Here is a 26,602-nt window from a genome sequence, read left to right as displayed (position 1 = left end):
TATGTTATAATAACAATATTTAGTAAAATGCACTTTATCTCTAAACTATATATATTTAGCAGTAAGAGATTCTTTACATTTAGTTAACTCTAAAGGTGTCCCCTCAAAAATTACATTTCCGCCTCTTATACCACCCTCTGGTCCAAGATCTATTATCCAATCTGCGCTCCTAATAATATCCATATTGTGTTCTATTATAATAACAGTATTTCCATTATCAACAATATTTTCAACTATGCCTATGAATTTTTCTATATCAGACATGTGAAGTCCAGTTGATGGTTCATCCATAACATATATTGAACCATTTTTATGTAATTCGTTAGCAAGTTTCAACCTTTGGCATTCTCCACCGGATAATGTATCAAGTGTTTGACCTAAAGTTAAATATCCAATTCCCATTTCTTCTATTGACTGTAACTTTGTCTTAATTTGTTTATTATTAAAAAATACTAAAGCTTCCGAAACAGTCATATCTAGAACATCTATTATTGTTTGATCTTGGATAGTATATTCTAAAACTTCTTTTTTGAACCTTTTACCAGCGCATTCTTCACAAGTGTTTTTAGTATTCTCCATAAAAGCAAGGTTTGTTTCAATTATTCCAGTGCCATTACAATTTTCACAGGCACCTTTTGAATTATAACTAAATAGTGATGCATTGACGTTATTATCTTTTGCAAAGACCTTTCTTATGTTATCCATTATTCCACCATAAGTGGCTAGGCTTGATCTAGAATTTGCGGAAACCGCACTCTGGTCAATTAATATAACATCTTTATTTTGATTTGGAAATTCCTGTTTCATAAGTGTACTTTTTCCAGAGCCTGCAACACCTGTTATAACCGTTAATACCCCCTTGGGGACCTTAACTGATATGTTTTTTAGATTATTTGTATTGCAATTATTAACTTCTAGATATCCATTAGGCTTTCTTGTAACTTTTTTAATTGAAAGACTACTCTTTAAGGCATTTCCTGTAAGTGTGCCAGATGTGAGTAATTCATCATAGCTTCCTTCAAATACTATATTACCGCCTTTGGTACCTGCATATGGACCAACATCAACAACATAATCAGCGATTTTTATGACATCTGGATCATGTTCAACTACAATAACTGTATTTCCTTTATCTCTGAGCTTTTGTAATAGATCATTTAATTTATGAACATCTCTTGGATGAAGCCCAATACTTGGCTCATCAAATATATACAATAAATCTATAAGATTACTATTTAAATGCTTAACCATCTTTATGCGCTGAGATTCACCACCTGATAGTGTTGAAGTCTCCCTATCAAGGGTTAAATATCCCAGGCCTATATCAATAATATTATTGAGTTTTTCTTTTATACTATCAATTACCGTGGAGACTTCTTTAAAATTAATTTCGTCTATAACATTAATAAGTTCATCAATTTGCATTGACATAAAATCTGAAATGTTATAACCATTAATTAAAGAACTTAATGCTTCTTGATTTAGTCTTTTACCGTGGCACAGAGGGCATTCTGCTGACATCGTTAATTTACTAAGCTTTTTCTTTGAAGCCTCAGACATTTCCTTATCACTATTTAAATATGATCTATTAAACTTTAGAATTAACCCTTCATAAGTTATATTCATTGTTCCAATAACATTTACTTTTATCTTTTCAGGGGGGCCATATAAAAATTTCTCTAGTTCCTCATCTGTATAATCACATAGCTTCTTATCATTATCGAAAAATCCAGATTCAGCAAATATTTTCCATGGCCAAGAACCAATACCAAACCCTGAGAGCAATATAGCACCTTCATTAATTGATTTATTTTTATCTAGAATTTGATCCATATCTACAGTTAGTTTCATGCCAAGGCCCTCACACTCTGGGCACATACCACTTATATCATTAAAAGAAAACTTATTTCGCTGAGCTATATGAGGAATTGCTATTCTAGAAAAGAGCATTCTAATGAATGGGTTGATATCTGTAATCGTTCCAAGGGTTGACCTTGAATTCGCACCAATTCTTTTTTGATCAATAATTATCGGTGTAGATAAATTTCCTATATATTCAGCTTTCACTTCGCCATACTTTGGTAAAAAGTTTCTAATAAAGGCACTAAATGTCTCATTTAACTGACGTTTTGCTTCCTTTCCTATTGTATCAAAAACAATAGAGGACTTTCCTGAACCAGATACCCCAGTAAATATAGTGATTTTTCTTTTAGGTATATTTAATGAAACATTTTTTAAATTATTTTCTCTACATCCTTTTAAAATTATAAACTCTTCCTTCATTTTATCTCCTCCATCGATCATTCTTCTGTTGCTCTTACTATATCTACATTTATATCTAGTGTTTCTATAACTTCTTTTAAATAATCCTAGTTGCCAACTTTTATTTGATAAAGCATTTTAAATATAGACATCATACCATAATTAGTTAGGTCATAGATTTTTTATATATTTCGTCGCAAGTAATCCTATATATAATGCTACAGGTATTAATCATAATTCATCTATAAATTCAAACAATTCTTCAACTCTTACTTCAAATACTTTAGCCAAACCTATAGCAAGTTTTAAAGAGGGGTTATATTGCCCTTTTTCTAACCGGATTATAGTTTCTCTTCTTACTCCAACTTTAGCAGCTAATTCATCCTGTTTCATATTGGTTTTTGCTCGATATTCCTTTAATTTAGTTACTAACATTATTTAATTACTCCCCTTCGCTGTCACTTACTGTGCGGTCGAACCATAAAAATAATATACTTTTTGCAGCTATAGCAGCAAATGCAACACATCCAAAAACATTAGCTGGAATTATGACCTCTTTCAATGTCAAGAAATGAAATACTACGAAAGCTACTAACATTAAAATTATTATTATCTTATTTGCTTTATTAATATTTGATTCTACCAGTTCATCTGCTTTTTCATATTCCCCCACAAACACAAACACCGTATAAAAAACGATTTCTGCTAATACTATAATACTAATAGGTCTTTCCATTGGTATTACTGACAAAACTCCCATAATGATGGATAGGCCTGCAATTAAAAAATGTTTTTGTTTTAAGTCTTTCATAAGTTCCCTCCTATATGTGATTAATTTATCACTTCATGTTACAATTAAATCACATATCGAAAGATATATCAATACAAATGTGATTGATTTATCACTTTATACTCAATTGCAAAGCGATATGCCACTTTGTAAATTGAAATGCAACGTTTGTAATTGACAATTGAATATTTGTAAATGAAATGCAACCTTTGTATCTGAAAAGCCAGTTTTGAAACCCAAAAGCCACATTTGTAATCCAAATGCAGTTTGATTTTTCGGTTTTTTGATGTATGATAATAGAAAATATGCATGCCGAATAGAGGTCAACTCACTCTCGATTTTTTTGTAATCGGAGAATCCACCCCTATTTTAGGATTGTATGGATAGCTGGCGGCACTGTTTTATATTTTTATTTTTTGAGAAGAATTGGTTTTAACATGATGTCGCTGGCTGCTACCGGTGTACACCCTAGGTTTTGTAAAATCTCTTCTCCATGGTAAAAGCTGAACGTTTCGTATGGGCTACGGTTGTTCAGTTTTTTTCTTTTATAGGAATTAATGTGATTCATCATTAGGCTGATATTTTCCTGTGTCAGATGATCGAAGCTGTTTCCCTTCGTAAGAATCCGCCTAATCATCTCATGGTTAACCTCAATGGCTCCCTTTTGATAGGGACTTCCAGCATCACAATAAAATACATTGGTACGATGTCCTGAGAATTTTTCAGTACCATATTCAATTGCCTTTGGATTCGAAAATTCGCTCCCGTTGTCTGTAAGAATTACAGGGAAAAGGGCTGTAAAAACCTCCTTCCCAAGGGTTTCATAAAGTGTTTCATAAATATCCGTTACTGATTTTGAAGTATTTGCATCTCTAAGAAATGCTAACATCAAGCTGGTATCTACAAAGTGAATCGTTAAAAGGCATTTGCCACCCTTACTTCCAATCACAGAATCCATCTGTACAACAGTGGTATCCTGATTTTTAGCAAGGAATGCCTGAAAGTCATTATAGTTGCGCCCAATGCGGCAGCCTTTATCTACCTTGAATTCCGGTTTTTTATACCTTTCGCGGAACTTGACTTTTCTCGGAAGATCAATATTTCGCACATCGAAAAGGCAGGCATCTATGTAGTTGTAAATAGTCTTTTCACTACACATAATTTCATCTTCATGCGTAACATATATCTGATGAACAGATTGACCGTTTTGAACTAGTGGAGAAATTATTTTATTGAGTCTGGCTACTTCATCTTCCGATACACACAATCCACTTCTGGACTGTGAAATGGCTTCGTGAGCTTTCATATGGGCATGCTGTATATGTTAATCTAAAACTACCCCACAATTCTAATTGAAATATCCCCCACCTTACAGTAAACTTTCTTATGAGAGGCATCATAAGAGGGGGAAATGGAGATGATTAAATTGAGTGAAAAACAACACATCATAATATCGGCACATCTAAACGGAAAGTCTCAAAGGTCCATAGCTAGAGAGACCGGAATTGATAGAAAAACCATTAGTAAATATGTTAAAGAATACGAAGTGGCAAGACAAGAAATTTTGAATTTTAATGGAGGAATTGATGATATAAGAGAACTTCAGGACAGTATTGTTGAGAAACCTAAATACAATTGCATAAATAGAAAAAAGAAAAAATTAACCGATGAAATTATAAATAAGATAAAGGGGTATATTGAAGAAAACCAGCAAAAACGGCATGCCGGGAGGCATAAGCAGCAAAAAAAGAAAATTGATATATATGAAGCGTTAAAAGAAGACGATTACGATATAAGTTATCCAACTGTGAGTAACTATATAAATAAATTACTTGAGAATGGAGCCGAGGCATTTATAAAATCAGAATATGAGCTTGGGGATATTTGTGAATTTGATTGGGGGGAAGTAAAGTTAACTATTAATGCTGTGGATAGAACATTTCAAATGGCTGTATTTACATCTGCAAAAGGGAATTATAGATATGCACAGTTATTTGCTAAACAAAATTCAGAGTGTTTTCAAGAAGCTCATGCTTTGTTTTTTGAACATATAGGACAAGTATATAGAACAATCGTTTATGATAACATGAGAGTTGCAGTTAAAAAATTTGTAGGACCTACTGAGAAAGAACCTACGGATGCATTGCTTAAAATGTCCATGTATTATGGCTTTGATTTTAGGTTTTGCAATACTCGAGCTGGAAATGAAAAAGGTCATGTCGAGCGAAGTGTAGAGGTAGTACGACGTAAGTCTTTTAGTAAAAATGATAGTTTTAAATCATTAGAAGAAGCTAATAAATATCTGATGGAAACATGCGATAAATTGAATAGCCAACCACATAAAATAAAAAATATGAAGACTGCAAAAGAAATTCTTAATGAGGAAAGACAACATATGGGGCCTTATATTGCAAAACTTGACACTGCTAGGATAGAAGAACCTAGAGTGGATAAATATTCGACATTCTCAGTGAATACCTGTCGGTATTCTGTACCTGATATATATGTTGGAAAAAGAATATTCATAAAAGTATATTCCAATGACATTGTTTGCTTTAGTGAGGGTAAAAAAATAGCTTCCCATGAAAGGAAGTTAGGATTTTATGAATGGTCTATTAAGCTTGAACATTATCTTAATACCTTTAAAAGAAAGCCAGGATCATTAGCTTCAAGCACTGCAATGCTACAAGCAGACCCTAGGATTCAAAACATCTATGATACCTATTATAACAAAAAAGAGAAAGATTTTATAGAATTACTTTTATTTATAGGTAAAAGTAATATCTCTAAGGTCCTAAATGCAATAAATTTATTAAATAAAATAAATCCTACGGATATAACAACCGAAAAAATAAAGTCTATTTGTAATAGAGATTATACTAATTTTATCGAAAATAATGTTATCCAACTAAATTCAACTGTTGAATTTAAACCTAACGGTTTACTAGATGTGTATAAATCTTTAATACCAATATCAACGGAAGATTTTAATAATGAGGTGGCTATAATATGATAAATAAGAAGAAATTATATAAAGATATTGAAGAATTAGCAATAGATCTTAAACTTGCAGGTATAAAAAACAACTTTGAGGTGGGTGCGAAAGATGCTTGCATTAATGACATAAGCTATGAAGAATTTCTTTACAAATTATTGGAAAAAGAATCTGTTTTAAGAAGTGAAAGTAGTAAACAAAATAGAATTAGAATAGCAAAGTTTCCTTATAAAAAATATATCGAAGATCTTGTAGTTGAAGATTTACCAGTTGATGCTAAAAAGAAATTAAAGACGTTAAGTTCACTTGAATTTATTAGTACAGGACAAAATGTAATTTTAGCTGGAAATCCTGGGACAGGCAAGACCCACATGAGTATTGGCCTTGGAATAAAAGCTTGTTTAGCTGGCTATAAAGTTCTTTTTATTACGGTATCATCGCTTATCACCCAATTAAAAGAAAGTCGTTCTCAGAAAGTATTAAGAGCATTTGAAAATAAATTTGATAAATATGATTTAATTATTGCTGATGAATTGGGATATATTTCTTATGATAAAGAAGGTTCAGAACTTTTATTTAGTCACTTATCATTAAGAGCAGGTAGAAAATCAACTATAGTAACCACAAATTTATCCTTTGAAAGGTGGAATGAGATATTTAAAGACCCTATTATGACCGCTGCAATGATCGATAGACTTACGCATAAGGCATATATAGTAAATATGAATGGTAACTCCTACAGATTAAAGGAAACTAAAGAATGGCTCGCAAAACAATAATAAAATTTTCCTTCACTATATAATTAATTTGGAGGGAATATTATTTTTTTACAATTTTTGGTGGAGGAGTTTTGGGTTAGAATATGGGGGAGTTTTCACTTGACAAATACACATGCTCCGCATTGTATATATTTTTTAATAAAGAGCATTTTCCAAGCGTTTCACAACCATTACAGACATAGGGAACCCTAAAGCGGGCAGTACAGATTTCCAAAATGAAATCAGGACAGTTATCATTACAGGATTGACAAAGCTTACAGTAGATGGTTGTTTTTCTTGTGCAGTTTTTACCGCATACATCCTTATACCTGCAGTTAAAACGATTTTTACAGGCATTGTACGGATATCCCGAATAACCTGTTGCAACCTCTGAACTGTGCTTACGTATTTCTCTGGAGATGGTGGTTGGATTCTTTTCCAATCTTCGGCTGATTTCTTTAAAGGAAAGACTTTCTTTTAAGAATTTTTGTATCTCGAGCCTTTCTTCATAGGTGAAAAACGTTGACATATATCCTCCATTCTGCCGCCAACTCTTTTAGGATATGTAATTTTGAATGTTAGTAAAACAAAAGACTGACACATACCAATATTTTTGTATACCGAGATGCAACCTCTTGGCATATATATTTTATTTAAGAATTATACCTCAATTGTAAATAGAACAGGTTGCTTTTAGATTTACAATTGAGTATTTATCACTTTATTTAGTTCTATTGAGTTGACAATTTTAAATTAGGTCTACCCAACTTAATTCCCTTCTCATTAGCATTCTTTAGTACCTCTATAACTCTACCATGTATTTTTTTCCTTTCCTTGTTAATACTTTATACTGTTTTCTTTCAAAGTCCTTACCACTTGCTCTATCCTCGAATGTAACTTTATATTCAATGTTATTAGATACAGCATATTGTTCTAGGGCTTCATGTTGCCTGTCTGTGTTTTGTTCCTTGGTGCTAACTCTTATATAAGTATATATATTTTTCATCCTTTACAACTCCCACGAATTATTTACCATGATTTTATTGTAATGGGTACCATAAAACATATCAAACCACATTTGTTTAAATCATTAAAAATCTAGTTGCCTAAAAACTATGAATTTTTAGGAAGAATCATTCTTTACAGATCATATGATAAAAATATCTCACCTTAGTGTAGTTTGGTATCGTTTAAAATGCCTGTCATTACATTTATTACATTTATATACTATTTTTGGCTTAATTAGTGGTAATATCCTATTTGTACAGAAATAAAACATCTTATTCACTAAAACATGTTTGTTATAAAATGAATAGCACTACGCCAATTTTTTATTGAATATCGATGGTTAGAAATAATTCTATACTATTATTATAATTTCCAGTTATCTTTATCATTTTGTAGTTAGTTGAAATACTAGAAATTCATTAAAAACTAAATGCAAAATTAATTATTCGAGGAGGAAAACTATGATGAAAGATGTATTAGTATCACCACAAACAAAAGATTTAAATGTAATAACAAATGTTGAAGGTACCGAATTTAAGCAAGCTAACAATGAGGGTTTATATTTAGGAGTGTTCGAAGACGTTAAAATTGCTATTGCCAAAGCAATATATGCACAAAAGGCGTTGACTATTTCTTATAATAAAGAAGATAGAGAACGACTTATAAGAAGTATAAGAAAGGCTACATTGGAAAATAAAGAGATACTCTCAAGAATGATTTTAGAAGAAACAAAAATGGGACGATATGAAGATAAAATATTAAAACATGAATTGGCAGCTAAATATACTCCGGGTACAGAAGATCTAACTACTACAGCTTGGTCTGGAGACCACGGGCTTACCGTAGTAGAGATGTCTCCATATGGGGTCATAGGTGCGATAACACCCTCCACAAATCCAACGGAAACTGTTATTTGCAATAGTATAGGTATGATAGCTGCCGGAAATTCTGTCGTGTTTAATGGACATCCAGGGGCAAAAAAATGTGTTGCATTTGCTGTAGATATGATAAATAGAGCCATCATCTCTTCTGGTGGTCCAGAAAATTTAGTAACTACTGTAGAAAACCCAACTATGGAATCCTTAGGTGTAATTATGAAACACCCATATATAAAACTTTTATGTGGGACTGGAGGACCAGGATTAATAAAAACACTTTTGAATTCAGGTAAAAAAGCTATAGGTGCAGGTTCCGGAAATCCTCCTGTTATAGTAGATGATACTGCAGATATAGAGAAAGCCGCAAAAAGCATCATAGAAGGTTGTTCTTTTGATAACAATTTACCTTGTATTGCAGAAAAAGAAGTGTTTGTTTTTGAAAATGTAGCAAATGATTTAATAAATAATATGATTCAAAACAATTCTGTACTTCTAAACAAAGAGCAAGTATCAAGGTTATTAGATTTAATACTAATAAAGAAAGATGAGAAAAGTTATAATTGCAACAAAAAACTAGAATATGATATAAATAAAAAATGGGTAGGAAAAGATGCAAAATTATTTTTAGATCAAATAGATGTAGAAGTCCCTACTAACGTAAAATGTATAATATGCGAGGTAGATACAAATCATCCTTTTGTAATGACAGAGCTTATGATGCCAATACTTCCAATTGTAAGAGTTAAAGATATTGATGAAGCTATAGAGTGTGCAAAAATAGCGGAACAAAATAAACGACATAGTGCATATATATATTCAAAAAATATTGATAATTTAAATAGATTTGAAAAAGAAATAGATACAACTATTTTTGTAAAGAATGCTAAATCCTTTGCTGGAGTAGGTTTTGGTGCAGAAGGATTTACAACATTCACTATTGCTGGACCTACTGGTGAAGGAATAACCTCTGCAAGAAATTTTACAAAACAAAGGAGATGTGTGCTTGCAAACTAACTTTTTAATGAAGCCGGTGCATTTACAAACCATGGCAGGGAGATACAACCATTGATGAAATTAATTTCGTGACAGAAGCAAATTTAATTATTCCAAATGATATAAAGATTATGGATGTATAAAAATTTGCATTTCAAAATATAGTACTTGTAAAAAAATGTGTTGATAGTAATAAATAAGAAAAGAGAGTGATCATTTTATGTTAGAAAGTGAAATATCTAACCACATTACAACACCACTTACTGCTCCATCATTTCCTAGAGGACCCTATAGATTTCATAACCGTGAATATCTTAATATAGTATACCGTACAAGTGCTGATGCCTTACTAAAAGTTGTACCGGAACCTTTATCTTTAGATTTAGATGAACCTTTAGTTAGAGTTGAAATGATGTATATGCCGGATGTAAGTGGATTAGGTGCTTATACAGAATGTGGCCAGGTTATTCCTGTAAGTTTTAATGGTATAAAAGGTGACTATTTGCATATGATGTATTTAGATAATTATCCGGCTATTGCCGTTGGTAGAGAACTTAGTGCCTACCCTAAAAAACTTGGTTATCCAAAACTATTTGTTGATTCAGATACATTAGTTGGTACATTAGATTACGGAAAATTAAGAGTATTAACTGCTACGATGGGATATAAACACCAATCTTTAGATATAAATGAGGCACGCAATGAAATTTGCCGACCTAATTTTATGCTGAAAATTATACCTAATTATGATGGGACTCAAAGAATTTGCGAGCTCATATCTACACAAATTACGGAGATTACTATAAATGAGGCATGGACTGGTCCTGCAAGATTACAATTATTCGATCATGCTATGGCACCATTTAATGACCTACCTGTAAAAGAAATAGTATCCTGTTCTCATATTCTTACGAACTTAACCCTTCCTACGCCTAAAGTTGTATATGATTATCTAAAAAAATAGTTATAATATATCACTGCATAAAAAAATATCACCAACTGACAGGTGGTATTTTTTTTGCATTTTTAAATAATAGATTATCAAAAATATTAATTGTTGTTAATGCACAGTATTTGCAATAATGTTATTAACATTTGTTCTATAAATCAATCTTTGGGATATGTGTAGTAATGGAACGAAAATCCCTGTCTTTTCAATTAAATAATTGTTTAATTCTTAAAACGTTTACAGCTAATTTACAGTTAAGCTAACTGTTATTAAACAGTAGATCACGTAGTACTGATCTTGTTAGTATACCTGTTGATTGCTCATAATTCAATCTTTTTAGTTCAGGAGCGGCTTCAAGTTTTTTTCTCCAACTAGTTTTAGCTCGTGCCATTTTGACTAAAATTTTAATATTAGCTTGAGTTCCATTCTTAATTTTATAAGTTATTAATATCTAAACCACCTCGCTCCTCTTTTTTATATTCCTATAGGAAATATTAGTATCATTTATTTGTGGGTTGAATTTAAAAGAGCACCTTATAGAGCCTTTATCTAACTTTTATAATAAAATCATATCATAAAACCTGCAATTTTTTTGTAATATTATGTTTTGATTAATGATAACTATTTTGCAAATTTCGCTAATATTATAAATGTAGACTCTTATAAATTGGTACATATGTCAAGGATATTCTAAAAAAAAGGTACTAACAAGCCAAGAGCTAGACACTCCTGATAATTCACATAAGCATCTGGTTATATTTTTAAAGCTATATTTTTCAATAACTTCTTTAATAGTTTTAAAAGCATCACTAGATTTAATTTTGTTATTGACTCTAACGTAACGTAATAGTTTATTGTATAACTATACTAAAAAGAAAAGAGGTGAAAAAAGTGAAAGTTACAGCAATTAGATCCGATGAAATCTATAAAAAAATGATTTCCTCAAAGCTTGAGCAGCGAGATGACATCTATCGATATGAACTGATGAAACCATTTGAATTTAAGTGGTCATGTATTGGTATTCCAATTAAAGCGGATCAGTCAGGTGGTTACGATGTTGTTATGGCAAGCAGTATGGGTGGTGGATTTTCACCAAGCCAAATTAACAGGGAACGTTTGAACAATAATGACTTCAATAAACTTTCAGCATTTCTCTATGGCGATGAAATTATGGCCATGCGTGGTGTAAAGCCAGTTGGTATGCCTTATTGCGCAGGATATGCTTGTGGCTATTATCTAATCAAGCATTATCTTAAAAAGACTGTGTTGTAACCGGCAATCACAAAGGGGAAGATTTCGGCAAACTAAAAGGGTGAATTTCTTCCAGTTCAAAAACTAAGGTTGGTGTAGCGAACTATAGAATAATGGATATATACGTTTATAAAATTTGTTTCGGGGATGTATGTCTTAATGTGTATTTTATAGGAAAGATTGGCTGGTCCCCTAAAAGATATAAAAATATCGAGAACCATCTGTACCTAAATTAATTTTAGTAGCATTAAATAGTCATCTTTTTTTTTAGCTATAATTTTAAATCCTACAGCCTTATACATTCTCACTGCATAATTGTCTTTGGATACACTCAATGATGTTTGGCTGTATCCTTTTTCCTTCAAGTATTCTAATATCTTTTTCATCAAAGATGTTACTATCCCTTGATTGTATATCGACCTAAAATACTCAACAAAATGCTTTTAATCTTTAACTTGTTCTTTATGTTCATGTGCCATAATTATTATTTACCTAAGGCAAATTCAAATGCAGAAATGGCATGTATTGTTGTTGTGTCAAAAACGGGTATATTAACATCTTCTTGTTTTATTAATAAAGGTATTTCAGTACATCCTAATATTATTCCCTCCGCACCTCTTAATGCTAAATTACTTATTATTTTTTTATATTTCTCCTTTGAACCCTCATTTATTATACCTTTGCATAATTCATTATAAATAACCTCATGAACAATTTCTCTCTCATTTTCATCTGGAATAACTACATCAATATTAAATTTTTCTTCTAAGATTTTTTTATAAAAATCTTGCTCCATAGTAAATTTAGTTCCAAGTAATCCAACCTTTTTCATTCCTTTTTGAATTATTTTTTCACCAGTTACTTCGGCTATATGTAAAACTTTTATTCCTACCTTATTTTCTATATCACTTGCCATTTTATGCATTGTATTTGTACATATTACAATAAAATCAGCACCGCTATTTTTAAGTTTTTCAGCAGTATTGACCATAATATTAGTTAATTCTTGCCATTTGTTTTGATGTTGTAATAATTCTATTTCTTGAAAATCCACTGAATACATTACACATTGTGCAGAATGAAGTCCTCCTAATTTTAATTTAGCAGTTTCGTTTATAATTCTGTAATATTCAAGTGATGATTCCCAACTCATTCCACCTATTAAACCAATTGTTTTCAAATTAATCCCTCCTTTATATATAAAATATGCTATTAACTTTAAGGGGTCTGGACAGTACAGTTCCGCAGGTATCATGGCTGTATTATCATCCGCAGTGCTGTTAAATAAAGCTGATGTCCCTTTTACACCATTACCACTCTCTGGCTTCATGATGAAATTTTCTGCGTAAATAAACCTACAAAACTACCCCCTAAGCCTATTTTAACTCGCCTTAAATTACGATTTGTTAATTTAATTAAAAAATAAAAAGCATTCATAAAATGAGTGTTTTTTTGTGCAGATGACCGGAATCGAACCTGCATGCCGTAAAGCGCTAGACCCTGATTCTAGTGCGTCTGCCAATTCCACCACATCTGCATGAATGGTGAGCCTTATGGCAATCAAATTTCTACAATGTTTTGTTTTGCTTAAACTAAATAAAGAAAACCCAAAGTTGAATTAGTATAATAAGTATATTATACACGTTTTGTCTAATCCAGGATTATTATATAACATAATCTGGACGTAAATTTAAAAAGATTTATAAAAAACTTAAAAATATTTAATATTAGGGGGTTCGGATTTGCGATTCTCGTGGCTATTATATATAGGGCTTAATTAAAAGGTGTTAATAGTGTAGATTTGCAGGGACACTAGATATATTAAGGAGGATTAACTAATGGCTAAATACAGACAGATTTATACAGAATTTTGGAGTGATAGCTTTGTGTTTGAACTTACACCAGAGGAAAAATACTTTTATTTATATCTTATTTCAAATACCAAAACAACGCAGTGTGGTATTTATGAAATATCAAAAAAATTTATAGCTACAGAAACTGGGTACAACAGAGATACTGTAGATAAGCTAATTAAAAGATTCTGTGAGTATAACAAAATATTATACTGTGATGATACGAAAGAGATTATGCTGTTAAATTGGATGAAATACAACGTACCTAACAATATAAACGCTATTAAATGTGTTCATCACGAGTTATCCAGGGTTAAAAATAAAGAATTTCTTAAAATTTTATTTAAAAAATGTGATGTAGCTCAATTAGATGTAGCGAAAATTTTCGAGAACCTCATTATAGAGGAATCTTTTGATATTAATTTTATTGATGATAGAACTTCTGTAAATTGCTACTTAGAAAAAGTGGACAATCATCCTATAAACTTTACTTTAGAAAGCAGCTCTAATGTAATTCCCATGAAAACAGAAAATATAGAAGACCAAGATAATAATGATTTTCTGAAAAAGGAAGAAATTCAGGAGCCACGTGAATTCATAATTAATAAGGATATTAGTAGGGGGTTACAAGGCCCTTATAAGGGGCTACCAAGTAATAGAATAAGAAGTAATAAAGAAGAATTAATAAATAAAGAACAAGAATTAATAAATAAAGAAGAAGAAGCATTAACTAAGAAAGAAGCAGTAACAAAAGAAGAAGCATTAACTAAAGAAGAAGCAATAGTCATAAAATATAGAAATAATTCTGCTGCTGCTGATGGTGAGGGCTTAAAAAGTGTACTTAAGGTATTTGAAGAAAACGTACATGCTATCACGCCTTTGGTGTATGAAAAAATATTAGATTTTGCAAAGCAGGTAAGTAGCAAAGTTATCATTATGGCTATTGATGAGGCTGTAGAATATAATGCTAAAACTATAAAGTACATCACTAAAGTACTCAATAGCTGGATAAGTAAAGGCATAAAAACTTCTGAGCAGGTAAAATTCTATCAAAAACAGTGGGCGAGTAAAAAGAGTGGCAGCTCAAGCCCTAATGTGAAAAATGGTGGCTTCTGCGACTATGATCAAAGAACATATGATTTCGATCTTCTAGAAAAACAGCTATTAGGACAAGTATACTGATTAGTTATTTTTGGATATTCCCTTAATAACGAATTTTATATTCCAGAGATATGGGTTCAAAGAAATAGTATTAATTATATGATGAAAGGTTTATTGGAAATGAATTTTCAGTTTTTGTTGTTAACAATATATCCAGCAATGTTATTGAAATTTTAGGATATATTGTTATAATAAAGTAATAGTTTGTTGGTTAATTCGCTTGTTTATAGACATAAATAACTTATCAAAGGTGAATTTCAAATGATAATAAACTTGGAGGAATGAAATCATGAATGTAGATACCTATAAAAATTTACTGGATGAAGTGGGCTCAGGAAATAATGCTGTTATTATTACAATGTTGGATAACAAAAATTGTGGAAATAAACCATCTCAGAACAAAACACTTTTTACAAAGGAAAGTCTGAATTCCCATAATCGAATATCTGATTTAGATGAATTACTTTACCAAAAGGCAAACTATGCAATAGAAACTGGAATTCTTCAGCTTGTTAAAATTAGTGAAAGTGAAGCTTATTTAATTGAACCATATTTTCCAGAACCACGCTTGATAGTTTTAGGTGGTGGACATATAGCTAAGCCCTTAGCTGAATTTGGTTCAAAAGTAGGTTTTTCAGTTACAGTTATCGATGACAGACCATCATTTGCTAATAGTGAACGATTTCCTACTGCTAAAAAAGTGATTTGTGAGAGTTTCGAGAACTGTTTCGACTTAATTAGTTTAAATAATTCTGCCTATGTTGTTATTGTAACTAGAGGTCATAGGCATGATATGGATTGTCTCAGACAAGTTTTAAAACATGATACTGCATATGTTGGAATGATTGGTTCAAAACGGCGAGTTAAAAGCGTCATGGAGCAAATGGTAAATGAAGGATATACTCAAGAGAAGTTAAACAAAGTCAATGCCCCTATAGGTCTTGAGATAGGAGCAGTAACACCAGAAGAGATAGCGTTTTGTATTATATCTCAGGTCATCAGTTATAGACGACTCGGTGATATAACCAATAGTATTAATAGGCATACGAAAAGTAATTGGCCGGAATTTGACAATGAAGTGTTGATGGAATTGTGCAAAGAAGAAAATTCTCCAAAGGCAATCATTACAATTATTTCTACGAAAGGTTCAGTTCCAAGAAATGCAGGAGCTAAAATGCTTGTATGGCCTTATGGTAAGATTTTAGGGAGTATCGGCGGAGGGTGTAGCGAAGGCACGATAATTAATGACGCCCGTAACTTACTCGGAAATGGTGGGTATCAAATTCAAAACATAGATATGACAGGCGCCATCGCTGAAGATGAAGGGATGGTATGTGGAGGAATCATGGAGGTAATAATAGAATCTTTTTAAACATCACGATAACGATTGCATTTATTTTTAGTTAAACAAAATATACTTGTCCATATCTAAAGTTTACAATTAAAATAATTACAAAAGCTATAAGTCTTAATCTTATTCTTGGTTTATTAGGCCTGTAAATAATTTTGTGTAAACAGAATAAAAAGCACTCTTTCTTGGCAATAATTGAGATAAGCTAATTATCAAAGATTGCAAGGAGGAGTATTTTTATGTCAAACATTTCGAAAGATATTTTAAGGGATTATATCAACGAGCAAAAGTTTACAAGTCCAAATGAGGTTTTAACTGCTATGAAAAGTATGTTTAGAGACGTTCTTCAGGAGACATTAGAAGCAGAAATGGATTCGCAACTTGGATATGATAAATATGATATATCCGAAAAGCGAACTCCAAACAGTAGAAATGGCTATTCTAAAAAAACTGTAAAATCTGAGTTGGGAGCAGTAGATCTTAATATACCTCGTGATAGAAATGGTGAATTTGACCCTAAAATATTGCCTAAGTATCAAATAATGAATCATGCCCTGTGCATAATAACATACCATTATTAACATCTAATCGTTCTATGTTATTACTCTCCTTCCAAGGTTTACAATGACTTGCTATAAATAATTCTTTTATTGTAAGATTACATATCGCACATACACATGAATTTTTTAATAACTTATTTTTAAATAGTCCTTGTCCAACTCTTATCTTAATTATTGCTTCTCTTTCTGTTTCATCCTTAAATTTATTAAGTAAATTATTAATACTGTCTATGTTATCTTTTTGCTCTTGTGATAAACCTTTATTGGTATTAATGTTATGCCTTTTATAATCTGTGGGGTATTCCGGATCATAAATTTTATCTATTTCGTCTAAAATAAGATTTATCTCATCATTAGTTTTAAAAACTAAATTTTTTCTGTTACAGAATTCTTCGTATAACTGATAGTTATTTTTCATATCACATAAATTTGAATAAGCTTTGCACCTTTTGTTATATCTCATCGCGACCTTTAAAAAGTCCTTATCGGTTAGACTCCCATTTCTGTCTTTTATATGTTTTATATAGAAGAACATACCAGATTCCTTTAATGAGTCTGCAGTTACATGTACTCCCAATGTCTGTTTTGCTGTAAGTCTTAATGTAGATGAAATTGTTTTTTTTTTTTCTCTATAATCTGCTTTTAGGGACTCTTTTACATTATCGAAGACCCTTTCATAAGAAAGACTATCAGTAACCCTATAACCTTTAATTTTTGCCCACTTTATATATCTATCATAAGTACTCATGCCTTGATCACACGATGATTTTGATACAGTTTTAAATAGTTTAAGTAATGTTTCTTTTAATTGGTCATCTGTAAAATTGAAAAACTCATTTTTATTTTTAGGTTGTCTTTCGTACATAATAAGCTCATTTAAAAAATGTTTAGATTGAATTCTACTTGCTTCTTTATTAGAAGTATATTCTTCTTTAATAAAAGCTTGTTTATAAGCTATCACTATTTTTATCCCCCTAAATTAAATCTTTATTGTAATTATATACTTTAAAATGTAATTAATTCATATTAGGGTGATTAAGTACTATCAAACTGCTTGGAAATTTATGAAAGGTAAGTTAAAATAATAATACTAAATATTTATTATTGTATTATAAAGATATAAACCATGCATAAAAGTAGTGTATATTCTCAATTAGACACCTTTTATGCAGTTAAATAGAGCCTTATTGCATATGGAAAAAGTATGAATGAGGGTATATGCTAGATATAGGTACATAACAAATGACGTGAAATTATCCTTTCACTACATTGTGTTTTTTTGATACCTAATATATAACGTAATTTTTAATTTTTATTTATATATATAATTAGGTAAAAATAGTATAATTAGCTAAACATCTATGTCATAATCGTAAAATACTACGAACTAAATATTTTGGAGGAATACATTATGGATGGAATGGATTTAACTTTTAAGACAGAGCAAGGAAAATTTAATTATCGAGTAGGTGCAATTATTCTACATGATAACAAATTATTGATGGTCAAGAATAATAAAGCACCTTATTTTTACAGTGTTGGAGGAAGGGTTAAGCTACATGAATCAGCTGAAGAAGCCGTTGTACGAGAAGTGTATGAAGAAACTGGAATTTATATGAAAATAGAAAGGCTTGGATTTATACATGAGAACTTTTTCACTGAAGATGTTACAAAAGAAAGATTCCATGAACTGTCCTTTTTCTTTTATATGAAAGACATGGATTCCTTGAATACAATTTGCATGAGCTTTACAGAAGATGGAGCAAAAGAAGAATTACAATGGATTCCATTGGGTAAAATTTCAGATGTATATCTTTATCCTGAGTTTTTCAAAGAAAAACTGCTTAATCCATTAGCAACAGTAGAACATATTTTAACTAAAGAGTGGTAATTATTTGAGCACAATGTGAAGTTGAATTGTACTACCATTTTCGAATATGTCGTCTTAAATGATGTCAATATTAAAACAGTTAATTGCATACATAAGAATAACAATGGGGCTATAAGGAAAGCAAATGACGTGAAAGTCATCTTTCACGTCATTTCTCTAAAGAACAAAAGGATGCTTTTCGTAAAATGGATATCACAAATCCTATAGTTGAGGATGGATATATTGGCATTGATACTCAAAAGGACAACATATTAATTTACTACTCCATTCAGATTTGATTGAAGTATTACCTTTATGTAGGGCATTCGCCTATTTCCAAATAGAATCACGAGGAATGATTTTCATAAGACATACATTGTCACCCATTTTTATACTTTTTAATAATTCTACAACGACTTCACATCCAAAAGCTTTTTCGAAAAGAACTTTACTATACCCTGCAGTGCATTGACACCATGTATCCGTATCTAATTTATTCACATCAGCAAGCATGGGACAAGGACAAAATGGAAATTGTAGATAGAGTTCCCCATCTGTGTAAGATAGTCCAGCTGCCTTTGCTTTATCTTGGTTTGCAAATTCTTCTAAATTAGACGATGATGCAACCAGTTCTTGCACTAACGCTAATTTTTCATCCATCCCATATCCACATTGACAGTTCATTCTAATCTGCTTAACGGTAGACCTATCAAAGTTGCTTTCTAGTCTGTTCATGGTGGATTTCACCCATGTCGCATTATCTTCTGATGAAGATAGCTCGTGTTCTCCATATACAATTTTTGTTGCCATTTTATCGTCATGCGCATTTTTTACGGCACCAAAAATTACTTGCTCTTGGATTTTTCTAATATCAAACATATTAAAACCTCATTTTCTCAATTTTTTTGTGAGTTGTCTTTTTACCATACTGCTTACATTATTAAATTGTAGGTGGTGGGGATAGGTACTGTATATCAAAGGTTAACTTTTGCATGAAAAACTCTCCTCCATATTAACAATTAATAGGAAGGATAACGGGTGGATTGTCACAAAATTTTTCCATCATAACTCCTCCTAATCTAGTGTTTTTTCTACTTGAATTGTACCATCCGAGCATTCAAAACTAAACCTTAAAGACAGTTAATAAAAAAAATGAGCCAATACAGTAATAAAACTGCTTTGGCTCATTTTGAAAATTAAATACTATTTTTTTTGTTCCCTAATTATCCTTTGTATGCTTTTCAAGGATAAAAAATATTTTTTAGATAAATGTTGTGAATTATGACTCGCCAAATAGTCTTCATAAATATGAGTATTTCGTTATATAATTCTTGTCGGGTAGAGGTTTTGGCTCCCCATTCTTTTTTATTGCTTGGTTTTCTTGGAATATAGATAAACTCACCATCTACATATTCCTGAACCTTTTCGATCAAATTATTAGGGAGTATATACATTGCTTTGTTATAGCTCATCTTTGCCCTCCTAAAGGTTTTGTTTCTATTAGGAATAGCAAAGGCTATGTGTCTTAACTGCTCGTTGCAATAGCCTTTGCTATGCAACAATAACGATTGGATTAAACATACACTTTCAAACCTCCTTTTACAGGATCTTATAAATTATAATATCATACTTATATTACCACATCTGCCATCACTAGCTATTTACTAAAAAAAAAAATCTGCACCATTTATGGTACGGTTCAACTTAACTAATTCTAAATATAACTGAAATATATAGTTATATCACAATCTTTGAATATTACGTCTCAGATAATCTCATATCTAACGATGTGGGGTTTAATATATTTAGATTATATTAATATTCTGAAAGTAACTCAAATGTAATTGAGTTACTTTCACATTGATGCTATTGCCTAATCCTTTAAAATTTCAATTTGAATATAACATAACGTGTTGACTCTTTACTTTGAATGTATTACAAATCAGTCTTAATATAATAATAAGACTCCGCAGTCAAAGGCTGGTCACATCCGATTTTCTCCTTCATTCTTCATACGAAAACCTGATGTGGCACAAGTTCTTTCACTGCTCTAGGTCCCAAAGGAAGCTTTGGACAATGTGCGAGACGTTAATTAGTGAAAAGCTAATTAACCTAACTTTCATGGTTAGGGATAACTGATAATTGAGAAGTAGAATGAAGGGGTAACATCCTGAAATGCTTCCTTTGATACTCCGAATAGCTTTAGATTGATTAAGCAATCTATGGTTATAAGCTCGGTAAAGTCGGCTGAGATTATACCCTAACATTAAGTTGAGGAAAAGCGAACTAGAGGTAGTCGAGTATAAGATAGGTCGGAAGTCCAAAAAAATTACCTATGGTGAGAATGTAAGAAATTACTGACGAAATTCCGAAAGTAAGGGTCTAAACAAGGAATAACTAGAAATAGTTATGACAACTAAGTTTGTCATATGAGGAGATTAGTAAACATGTTGTCTATGAAAATCTCTATACTGTTACAGGCAGTATCAATCATATAGGCTCAGAGGAAACACTTAAGGGTAAAATGCGTATAAAATTATCGGAACGTCGTAAGCCAGTAATATTGAGGTATTAATGCAAATGAGATAGTAGTAAGGAAATTCATAAGATATAACTTACTTTAATACTGGTGAAAGTAGAGCCACAGTATTGATGAAGCTATGATAATAAGTAGTGGAGAGATAGGCTCAAGTCAAGATGTTATTAGAAATGTTAATAGAATTAGAATGTTGTAAGGTTCGAGTAAGACTAAGGTGCGACTTGTTGCTAGACAAAAGTAAGCGTGGGTTTACTACAAAACTAGCCTAATCAGCCAATTAAAACTTGGAAATTAGAACTGTTATTACGATAGGTAGAATGATAGGGTAACGCCTTGAAATGCCTTCACAAAGGTATACGAATAGCGTTTAGCTAAATAAATAGTAAAATGTTATAAGCTCGTTAAAATGCTTGAGAGCTACCGTAAGTAGAAGAAAAATAATCCCTACACGAAATGCGAACCAGAGGTGGTCGAGTAGTGATAGAGCCAGTGTCTATAAAATATCTATGGTTAGGATGTTCCATAAGGAACTGACGAAATCGGGAAGGTAAGGGTCTTAACTTACGATACTTAGAAATGAGTATAACACATAAGTGTAGTAAGTGTGGATAAGTAAAACTTTTAGTTATGAAAGTCCATATAATGTTATAGGCATTATCAAGCTTACAGGCTCATACCGATTACCTAAGGATATATGTAAAGATAGTAATAATGGAACAAGGGAAACTTGGAATACGGAGGTTTTACTACCAATGAAGTAGTGATAAGGAAAACGTAAGTATAACTTATCTTAATCCAAGCGAAAGTGGTGGCATAAAGCAAAGATGAATATTGTAATGATGTTCTAGCAATAGCCACTAGACAAAATGTTGATTAAAAATTAAATACTGAATAATTTCAAGGTTCGAGTAAGAAGAAGAGATATGAAACCGAAATTGTGCAAACAAAGGAGGAAGTAATAGACTTGAAGGAAAGCTTAAAATTAGAGAAAAAGCAAAAACTAAGAAATAATGAATATTACGCAATGCAACCAATACTTGACGAATTGTATAAGAAAGCTTGTAGTAAAAATAAATTTACAAACTTGATGCAGTATATAACGTCTAAAGAAAATATTTTACTAGCATATAGAAATATTAAGAAAAATAAAGGTTCAGCAACAGTTGGAACGGATAAACTTAATATAGATTTCTTTAAGGAAATGGATAATGATGAATTTGTGAAATATATACAAAATAAATTCAAAAATTATTTTCCCAAAAGTGTTCGCAGAGTAGATATTCCAAAACCAAATGGTAAAACTAGACCTCTAGGAATACCATGTATAGATGATAGAATAATGCAACAATGTATTAAACAAATAATTGAACCAATATGTGAAGCTAAATTTCACAAACATAGTTATGGTTTTAGACCGAATAGGTCAACAGAACATGCTATTGCAAGATGTATGAGTTTAATGAATCAAGCTAAATTACACTACGTTGTAGATGTAGATGTAAAAGGCTTCTTTGATAACGTAAACCATAGTAAACTAAAAAAGCAACTATGGAATATGGGAATACAAGATAAAAACCTCATAAGCATCATTGGTAAAATTCTTAAATCAGAAATACAAGGAATTGGAATACCGACAAAAGGAACGCCTCAAGGGGGCATAATTAGTCCATTATTAGCCAATGTGGTATTAAATGAACTTGATTGGTGGATAAGTTCTCAATGGGAAACATTTGTGACAAAACATAAATACTCTAAACCTGAACACAGATATAATGCCCAAAAGAAAACTAATTTAAAAGAAATTTGGTTCGTAAGATATGCAGATGATTTTAAAATATTTTGCAGAGATGCTAAAACTGCTCAAAAAATCTATAATGCTACAAGAAAATGGTTAGAAGAAAGATTAGGGTTAGAAATTAGTCCTGATAAATCTAATGTATATGTTAATCTAAAACTACCCCACAATTCTAATTGAAATATCCCCCACCTTACAGTAAACTTTCTTATGAGAGGCATCATAAGAGGGGGAAATGGAGATGATTAAATTGAGTGAAAAACAACACATCATAATATCGGCACATCTAAACGGAAAGTCTCAAAGGTCCATAGCTAGAGAGACCGGAATTGATAGAAAAACCATTAGTAAATATGTTAAAGAATACGAAGTGGCAAGACAAGAAATTTTGAATTTTAATGGAGGAATTGATGATATAAGAGAACTTCAGGACAGTATTGTTGAGAAACCTAAATACAATTGCATAAATAGAAAAAAGAAAAAATTAACCGATGAAATTATAAATAAGATAAAGGGGTATATTGAAGAAAACCAGCAAAAACGGCATGCCGGGAGGCATAAGCAGCAAAAAAAGAAAATTGATATATATGAAGCGTTAAAAGAAGACGATTACGATATAAGTTATCCAACTGTGAGTAACTATATAAATAAATTACTTGAGAATGGAGCCGAGGCATTTATAAAATCAGAATATGAGCTTGGGGATATTTGTGAATTTGATTGGGGGGAAGTAAAGTTAACTATTAATGCTGTGGATAGAACATTTCAAATGGCTGTATTTACATCTGCAAAAGGGAATTATAGATATGCACAGTTATTTGCTAAACAAAATTCAGAGTGTTTTCAAGAAGCTCATGCTTTGTTTTTTGAACATATAGGACAAGTATATAGAACAATCGTTTATGATAACATGAGAGTTGCAGTTAAAAAATTTGTAGGACCTACTGAGAAAGAACCTACGGATGCATTGCTTAAAATGTCCATGTATTATGGCTTTGATTTTAGGTTTTGCAATACTCGAGCTGGAAATGAAAAAGGTCATGTCGAGCGAAGTGTAGAGGTAGTACGACGTAAGTCTTTTAGTAAAAATGATAGTTTTAAATCATTAGAAGAAGCTAATAAATATCTGATGGAAACATGCGATAAATTGAATAGCCAACCACATAAAATAAAAAATATGAAGACTGCAAAAGAAATTCTTAATGAGGAAAGACAACATATGGGGCCTTATATTGCAAAACTTGACACTGCTAGGATAGAAGAACCTAGAGTGGATAAATATTCGACATTCTCAGTGAATACCTGTCGGTATTCTGTACCTGATATATATGTTGGAAAAAGAATATTCATAAAAGTATATTCCAATGACATTGTTTGCTTTAGTGAGGGTAAAAAAATAGCTTCCCATGAAAGGAAGTTAGGATTTTATGAATGGTCTATTAAGCTTGAACATTATCTTAATACCTTTAAAAGAAAGCCAGGATCATTAGCTTCAAGCACTGCAATGCTACAAGCAGACCCTAGGATTCAAAACATCTATGATACCTATTATAACAAAAAAGAGAAAGATTTTATAGAATTACTTTTATTTATAGGTAAAAGTAATATCTCTAAGGTCCTAAATGCAATAAATTTATTAAATAAAATAAATCCTACGGATATAACAACCGAAAAAATAAAGTCTATTTGTAATAGAGATTATACTAATTTTATCGAAAATAATGTTATCCAACTAAATTCAACTGTTGAATTTAAACCTAACGGTTTACTAGATGTGTATAAATCTTTAATACCAATATCAACGGAAGATTTTAATAATGAGGTGGCTATAATATGATAAATAAGAAGAAATTATATAAAGATATTGAAGAATTAGCAATAGATCTTAAACTTGCAGGTATAAAAAACAACTTTGAGGTGGGTGCGAAAGATGCTTGCATTAATGACATAAGCTATGAAGAATTTCTTTACAAATTATTGGAAAAAGAATCTGTTTTAAGAAGTGAAAGTAGTAAACAAAATAGAATTAGAATAGCAAAGTTTCCTTATAAAAAATATATCGAAGATCTTGTAGTTGAAGATTTACCAGTTGATGCTAAAAAGAAATTAAAGACGTTAAGTTCACTTGAATTTATTAGTACAGGACAAAATGTAATTTTAGCTGGAAATCCTGGGACAGGCAAGACCCACATGAGTATTGGCCTTGGAATAAAAGCTTGTTTAGCTGGCTATAAAGTTCTTTTTATTACGGTATCATCGCTTATCACCCAATTAAAAGAAAGTCGTTCTCAGAAAGTATTAAGAGCATTTGAAAATAAATTTGATAAATATGATTTAATTATTGCTGATGAATTGGGATATATTTCTTATGATAAAGAAGGTTCAGAACTTTTATTTAGTCACTTATCATTAAGAGCAGGTAGAAAATCAACTATAGTAACCACAAATTTATCCTTTGAAAGGTGGAATGAGATATTTAAAGACCCTATTATGACCGCTGCAATGATCGATAGACTTACGCATAAGGCATATATAGTAAATATGAATGGTAACTCCTACAGATTAAAGGAAACTAAAGAATGGCTCGCAAAACAATAATAAAATTTCCCTTCACTATATAATTAATTTGGAGGGAATATTATTTTTTTACAATTTTTGGTGGAGGAGTTTTGGGTTAGAATATGGGGGAGTTTTCACTTGACAAATACATCTAAGATAACTAATCTAAGAAAGAATTATACAGAGTTTTTAGGTTTTAAACTAATGGTTAAACCTAAAAAGAATAAGTATGTATGTCAAAGTAGAATGTGTGATAAATCTGTTCAAAAGACTATTAATAAGTTAAAAGAACAAATTAAAATAGCACAAAAAAAATGTATTGCAAAAGAAATATCAAAGTTAAACTCCATAATATTAGGAAGTCACAACTACTACAGGTGTGCTACCAATGTTGTAAAGAATTTTGGTTACATTAACTTCTTAGTTACAAAAACCTTAGAAATACGATTAAGGAATTATATATCGGATAAACCGAAACTTTCGGAAACCTATAAACGGTTATACGGTCAATATAAAGGTAAAATAAGAACGATACAAGGAATGACTATATTTCCAATCTATGGTTGTAGAACTAAAGTCGCATTATGTTTTAATCAAGTGAAATGCAATTATACTGAAAAAGGAAGAAAGGCAATCCATGTACAACTTAAAGGTAGTAGCATTAAACTAATAAAATACTATTTGAGCACTGTACACGAAAGTCAGACAACTGAATTGAGTGATAATAGTATTTCACTTATAGCAGGACAACAAGGCATGTGTTACGTTACTGGTGAGCCACTAGAAATTGGAAATATGGAATGTCACCACAAGATGCCTAAACAATTAGGCGGAATGGATGAATATAAAAATCTTGTATGGTTAAAAATGAGTGCACATAAATTAATACATTGCACACTACCCACAACTATTGAAAAATATCTAGGTTTATTGTCCCTTGATGAAAAAGGGTTAAAGCGAATTAATTCTCTAAGAAAGCAAGTAGGAAATTCAGTTATTTAATTAAATAAAAACAAATTGTTGGAACGCC

Annotated in this window: 22 protein-coding genes, 1 tRNA gene and 3 pseudogenes; 13 read left to right on the top strand and 13 right to left on the bottom strand. The window is 31.2% G+C overall.

Going from position 1 to position 26,602, the window contains the following annotated elements; translation table 11 throughout:
• Positions 1-45: 45 nt before the first annotated feature.
• The 4 genes and pseudogenes from ACWJKE_RS07640 to ACWJKE_RS07625 all read right to left on the bottom strand — a co-directional run.
• Positions 46-2,283 carry an ATP-binding cassette domain-containing protein gene (locus tag ACWJKE_RS07640; protein ID WP_216304522.1) on the bottom strand — a complete coding sequence of 746 codons (2,238 nt, stop codon included), beginning with the start codon at positions 2,281-2,283 and terminating at the stop codon, positions 46-48.
• Between the two features lie 210 nt (positions 2,284-2,493).
• Positions 2,494-2,697 (bottom strand): helix-turn-helix transcriptional regulator, encoded by a 204-nt coding sequence (locus ACWJKE_RS07635; RefSeq protein WP_253198308.1) that lies wholly within the window; start codon positions 2,695-2,697, stop codon positions 2,494-2,496.
• 7 nt (positions 2,698-2,704) lie between these two features.
• Positions 2,705-3,073, bottom strand: a complete 369-nt coding sequence (locus ACWJKE_RS07630) for a hypothetical protein (RefSeq protein ID WP_216304521.1) — start codon at positions 3,071-3,073, stop codon at positions 2,705-2,707.
• A 388-nt stretch (positions 3,074-3,461) separates the two neighbouring features.
• Positions 3,462-4,370 (bottom strand): annotated as a pseudogene (locus ACWJKE_RS07625) (IS30 family transposase); the annotation flags it as partial.
• A gap of 99 nt (positions 4,371-4,469) precedes the next feature.
• Between ACWJKE_RS07625 and istA (ACWJKE_RS07620) the strand changes: the two are divergent.
• Entirely contained in the window at positions 4,470-6,065 is a 1,596-nt protein-coding gene (gene istA / locus ACWJKE_RS07620) for an IS21 family transposase (protein ID WP_462959286.1), read from the top strand.
• A complete protein-coding gene (gene istB / locus ACWJKE_RS07615; RefSeq protein WP_258876041.1) occupies positions 6,062-6,826 on the top strand; it encodes an IS21-like element helper ATPase IstB in 765 nt (254 codons plus the stop codon). Before istA (ACWJKE_RS07620) ends, istB (ACWJKE_RS07615) begins: the two co-directional genes overlap by 4 nt.
• A gap of 88 nt (positions 6,827-6,914) precedes the next feature.
• Here the strand turns inward: istB (ACWJKE_RS07615) and ACWJKE_RS07610 are convergent.
• Together ACWJKE_RS07610 and ACWJKE_RS07605 are read right to left on the bottom strand one after the other, a co-directional pair.
• Positions 6,915-7,334: pseudogene (locus tag ACWJKE_RS07610) on the bottom strand (helix-turn-helix domain-containing protein); the annotation flags it as partial.
• A gap of 273 nt (positions 7,335-7,607) precedes the next feature.
• Positions 7,608-7,811 (bottom strand): recombinase family protein, encoded by a 204-nt coding sequence (locus ACWJKE_RS07605; RefSeq protein WP_216304650.1) that lies wholly within the window; start codon positions 7,809-7,811, stop codon positions 7,608-7,610.
• A gap of 463 nt (positions 7,812-8,274) precedes the next feature.
• Here ACWJKE_RS07605 and ACWJKE_RS07600 point away from each other — a divergent pair, with 463 nt between their 5' ends.
• Positions 8,275-9,705: an aldehyde dehydrogenase family protein gene (locus ACWJKE_RS07600; RefSeq protein WP_220287620.1), complete on the top strand. Its 1,431-nt coding sequence runs from the start codon at positions 8,275-8,277 to the stop codon at positions 9,703-9,705.
• 199 nt (positions 9,706-9,904) lie between these two features.
• Positions 9,905-10,648 carry an acetoacetate decarboxylase gene (adc, locus tag ACWJKE_RS07595; protein ID WP_220287621.1) on the top strand — a complete coding sequence of 248 codons (744 nt, stop codon included), beginning with the start codon at positions 9,905-9,907 and terminating at the stop codon, positions 10,646-10,648.
• 244 nt (positions 10,649-10,892) lie between these two features.
• Here adc and ACWJKE_RS07590 read toward each other — a convergent pair whose 3' ends face one another.
• Complete coding sequence (locus tag ACWJKE_RS07590; RefSeq protein WP_290441255.1) at positions 10,893-11,024, bottom strand: hypothetical protein; 132 nt, start codon at positions 11,022-11,024, stop codon at positions 10,893-10,895.
• A gap of 500 nt (positions 11,025-11,524) precedes the next feature.
• On the opposite strand from ACWJKE_RS07590, the gene ACWJKE_RS07585 reads away from it, so the two are divergent.
• Positions 11,525-11,905: a DUF2268 domain-containing putative Zn-dependent protease gene (locus tag ACWJKE_RS07585; RefSeq protein ID WP_216304449.1), complete on the top strand. Its 381-nt coding sequence runs from the start codon at positions 11,525-11,527 to the stop codon at positions 11,903-11,905.
• A 206-nt stretch (positions 11,906-12,111) separates the two neighbouring features.
• Here ACWJKE_RS07585 and ACWJKE_RS07580 read toward each other — a convergent pair whose 3' ends face one another.
• The 3 genes from ACWJKE_RS07580 to ACWJKE_RS07570 all read right to left on the bottom strand — a co-directional run bounded on the left by ACWJKE_RS07580 (position 12,112) and on the right by ACWJKE_RS07570 (position 13,421).
• Positions 12,112-12,270 carry a GNAT family N-acetyltransferase gene (locus ACWJKE_RS07580; RefSeq protein ID WP_216304450.1) on the bottom strand — a complete coding sequence of 53 codons (159 nt, stop codon included), beginning with the start codon at positions 12,268-12,270 and terminating at the stop codon, positions 12,112-12,114.
• A 98-nt stretch (positions 12,271-12,368) separates the two neighbouring features.
• A complete protein-coding gene (locus tag ACWJKE_RS07575) occupies positions 12,369-13,064 on the bottom strand; it encodes an aspartate/glutamate racemase family protein (RefSeq protein ID WP_216304461.1) in 696 nt (231 codons plus the stop codon).
• 275 nt (positions 13,065-13,339) lie between these two features.
• A tRNA-Leu gene (locus ACWJKE_RS07570) sits at positions 13,340-13,421 on the bottom strand.
• Between the two features lie 301 nt (positions 13,422-13,722).
• Here ACWJKE_RS07570 and ACWJKE_RS07565 point away from each other — a divergent pair.
• From ACWJKE_RS07565 to ACWJKE_RS07555, 3 genes and pseudogenes are all read left to right on the top strand, one after another.
• Positions 13,723-14,919 carry a DnaD domain-containing protein gene (locus ACWJKE_RS07565; RefSeq protein ID WP_216304452.1) on the top strand — a complete coding sequence of 399 codons (1,197 nt, stop codon included), beginning with the start codon at positions 13,723-13,725 and terminating at the stop codon, positions 14,917-14,919.
• Between the two features lie 268 nt (positions 14,920-15,187).
• Positions 15,188-16,270, top strand: coding sequence for an XdhC family protein (locus tag ACWJKE_RS07560; RefSeq protein WP_216304454.1), 1,083 nt, complete (start codon positions 15,188-15,190; stop codon positions 16,268-16,270).
• A 218-nt stretch (positions 16,271-16,488) separates the two neighbouring features.
• A pseudogene (locus ACWJKE_RS07555) lies at positions 16,489-16,788 on the top strand (transposase); the annotation flags it as partial.
• Here ACWJKE_RS07555 and ACWJKE_RS07550 read toward each other — a convergent pair.
• The gene (locus ACWJKE_RS07550) at positions 16,778-17,227 is read right to left on the bottom strand and encodes an HNH endonuclease (RefSeq protein ID WP_442781456.1); all 450 of its coding nucleotides are present in this window, start codon (positions 17,225-17,227) and stop codon (positions 16,778-16,780) included. The pseudogene ACWJKE_RS07555 and the gene ACWJKE_RS07550 overlap by 11 nt on opposite strands.
• Positions 17,228-18,220: 993 nt before the next feature.
• Between ACWJKE_RS07550 and ACWJKE_RS07545 the strand changes: the two genes are divergently transcribed.
• Positions 18,221-18,700, top strand: coding sequence for an NUDIX hydrolase (locus tag ACWJKE_RS07545; protein WP_216304457.1), 480 nt, complete (start codon positions 18,221-18,223; stop codon positions 18,698-18,700).
• 309 nt (positions 18,701-19,009) lie between these two features.
• Here the strand turns inward: ACWJKE_RS07545 and ACWJKE_RS07540 are convergent, their stop codons facing one another.
• Positions 19,010-19,558: a DUF6144 family protein gene (locus tag ACWJKE_RS07540; protein WP_216304458.1), complete on the bottom strand. Its 549-nt coding sequence runs from the start codon at positions 19,556-19,558 to the stop codon at positions 19,010-19,012.
• A gap of 362 nt (positions 19,559-19,920) precedes the next feature.
• Positions 19,921-20,151, bottom strand: coding sequence for a hypothetical protein (locus tag ACWJKE_RS07535; protein ID WP_366510050.1), 231 nt, complete (start codon positions 20,149-20,151; stop codon positions 19,921-19,923).
• A gap of 2,031 nt (positions 20,152-22,182) precedes the next feature.
• Between ACWJKE_RS07535 and ltrA the strand changes: the two genes are divergently transcribed.
• From ltrA to ACWJKE_RS07515, 4 genes are all read left to right on the top strand, one after another.
• Positions 22,183-23,193, top strand: coding sequence for a group II intron reverse transcriptase/maturase (gene ltrA / locus ACWJKE_RS07530; protein WP_462959305.1), 1,011 nt, complete (start codon positions 22,183-22,185; stop codon positions 23,191-23,193).
• Between the two features lie 61 nt (positions 23,194-23,254).
• Complete coding sequence (gene istA, locus ACWJKE_RS07525; RefSeq protein ID WP_462959286.1) at positions 23,255-24,850, top strand: IS21 family transposase; 1,596 nt, start codon at positions 23,255-23,257, stop codon at positions 24,848-24,850.
• On the top strand, positions 24,847-25,611 hold the full coding sequence (gene istB / locus ACWJKE_RS07520) for an IS21-like element helper ATPase IstB (RefSeq protein ID WP_258876041.1): 765 nt from the start codon (positions 24,847-24,849) through the stop codon (positions 25,609-25,611). The genes istA (ACWJKE_RS07525) and istB (ACWJKE_RS07520) overlap by 4 nt, the downstream gene beginning before the upstream one ends.
• Before the next feature lie 99 nt (positions 25,612-25,710).
• Entirely contained in the window at positions 25,711-26,574 is an 864-nt protein-coding gene (locus ACWJKE_RS07515; protein ID WP_216304639.1) for an HNH endonuclease, read from the top strand.
• The last annotated feature ends 28 nt before the right edge of the window (positions 26,575-26,602 follow it).

The sequence above is a fragment of the Clostridium sp. CM036 genome (assembly GCF_055081135.1).
This window is presented reverse-complemented; position numbering and strand designations above follow the sequence as displayed.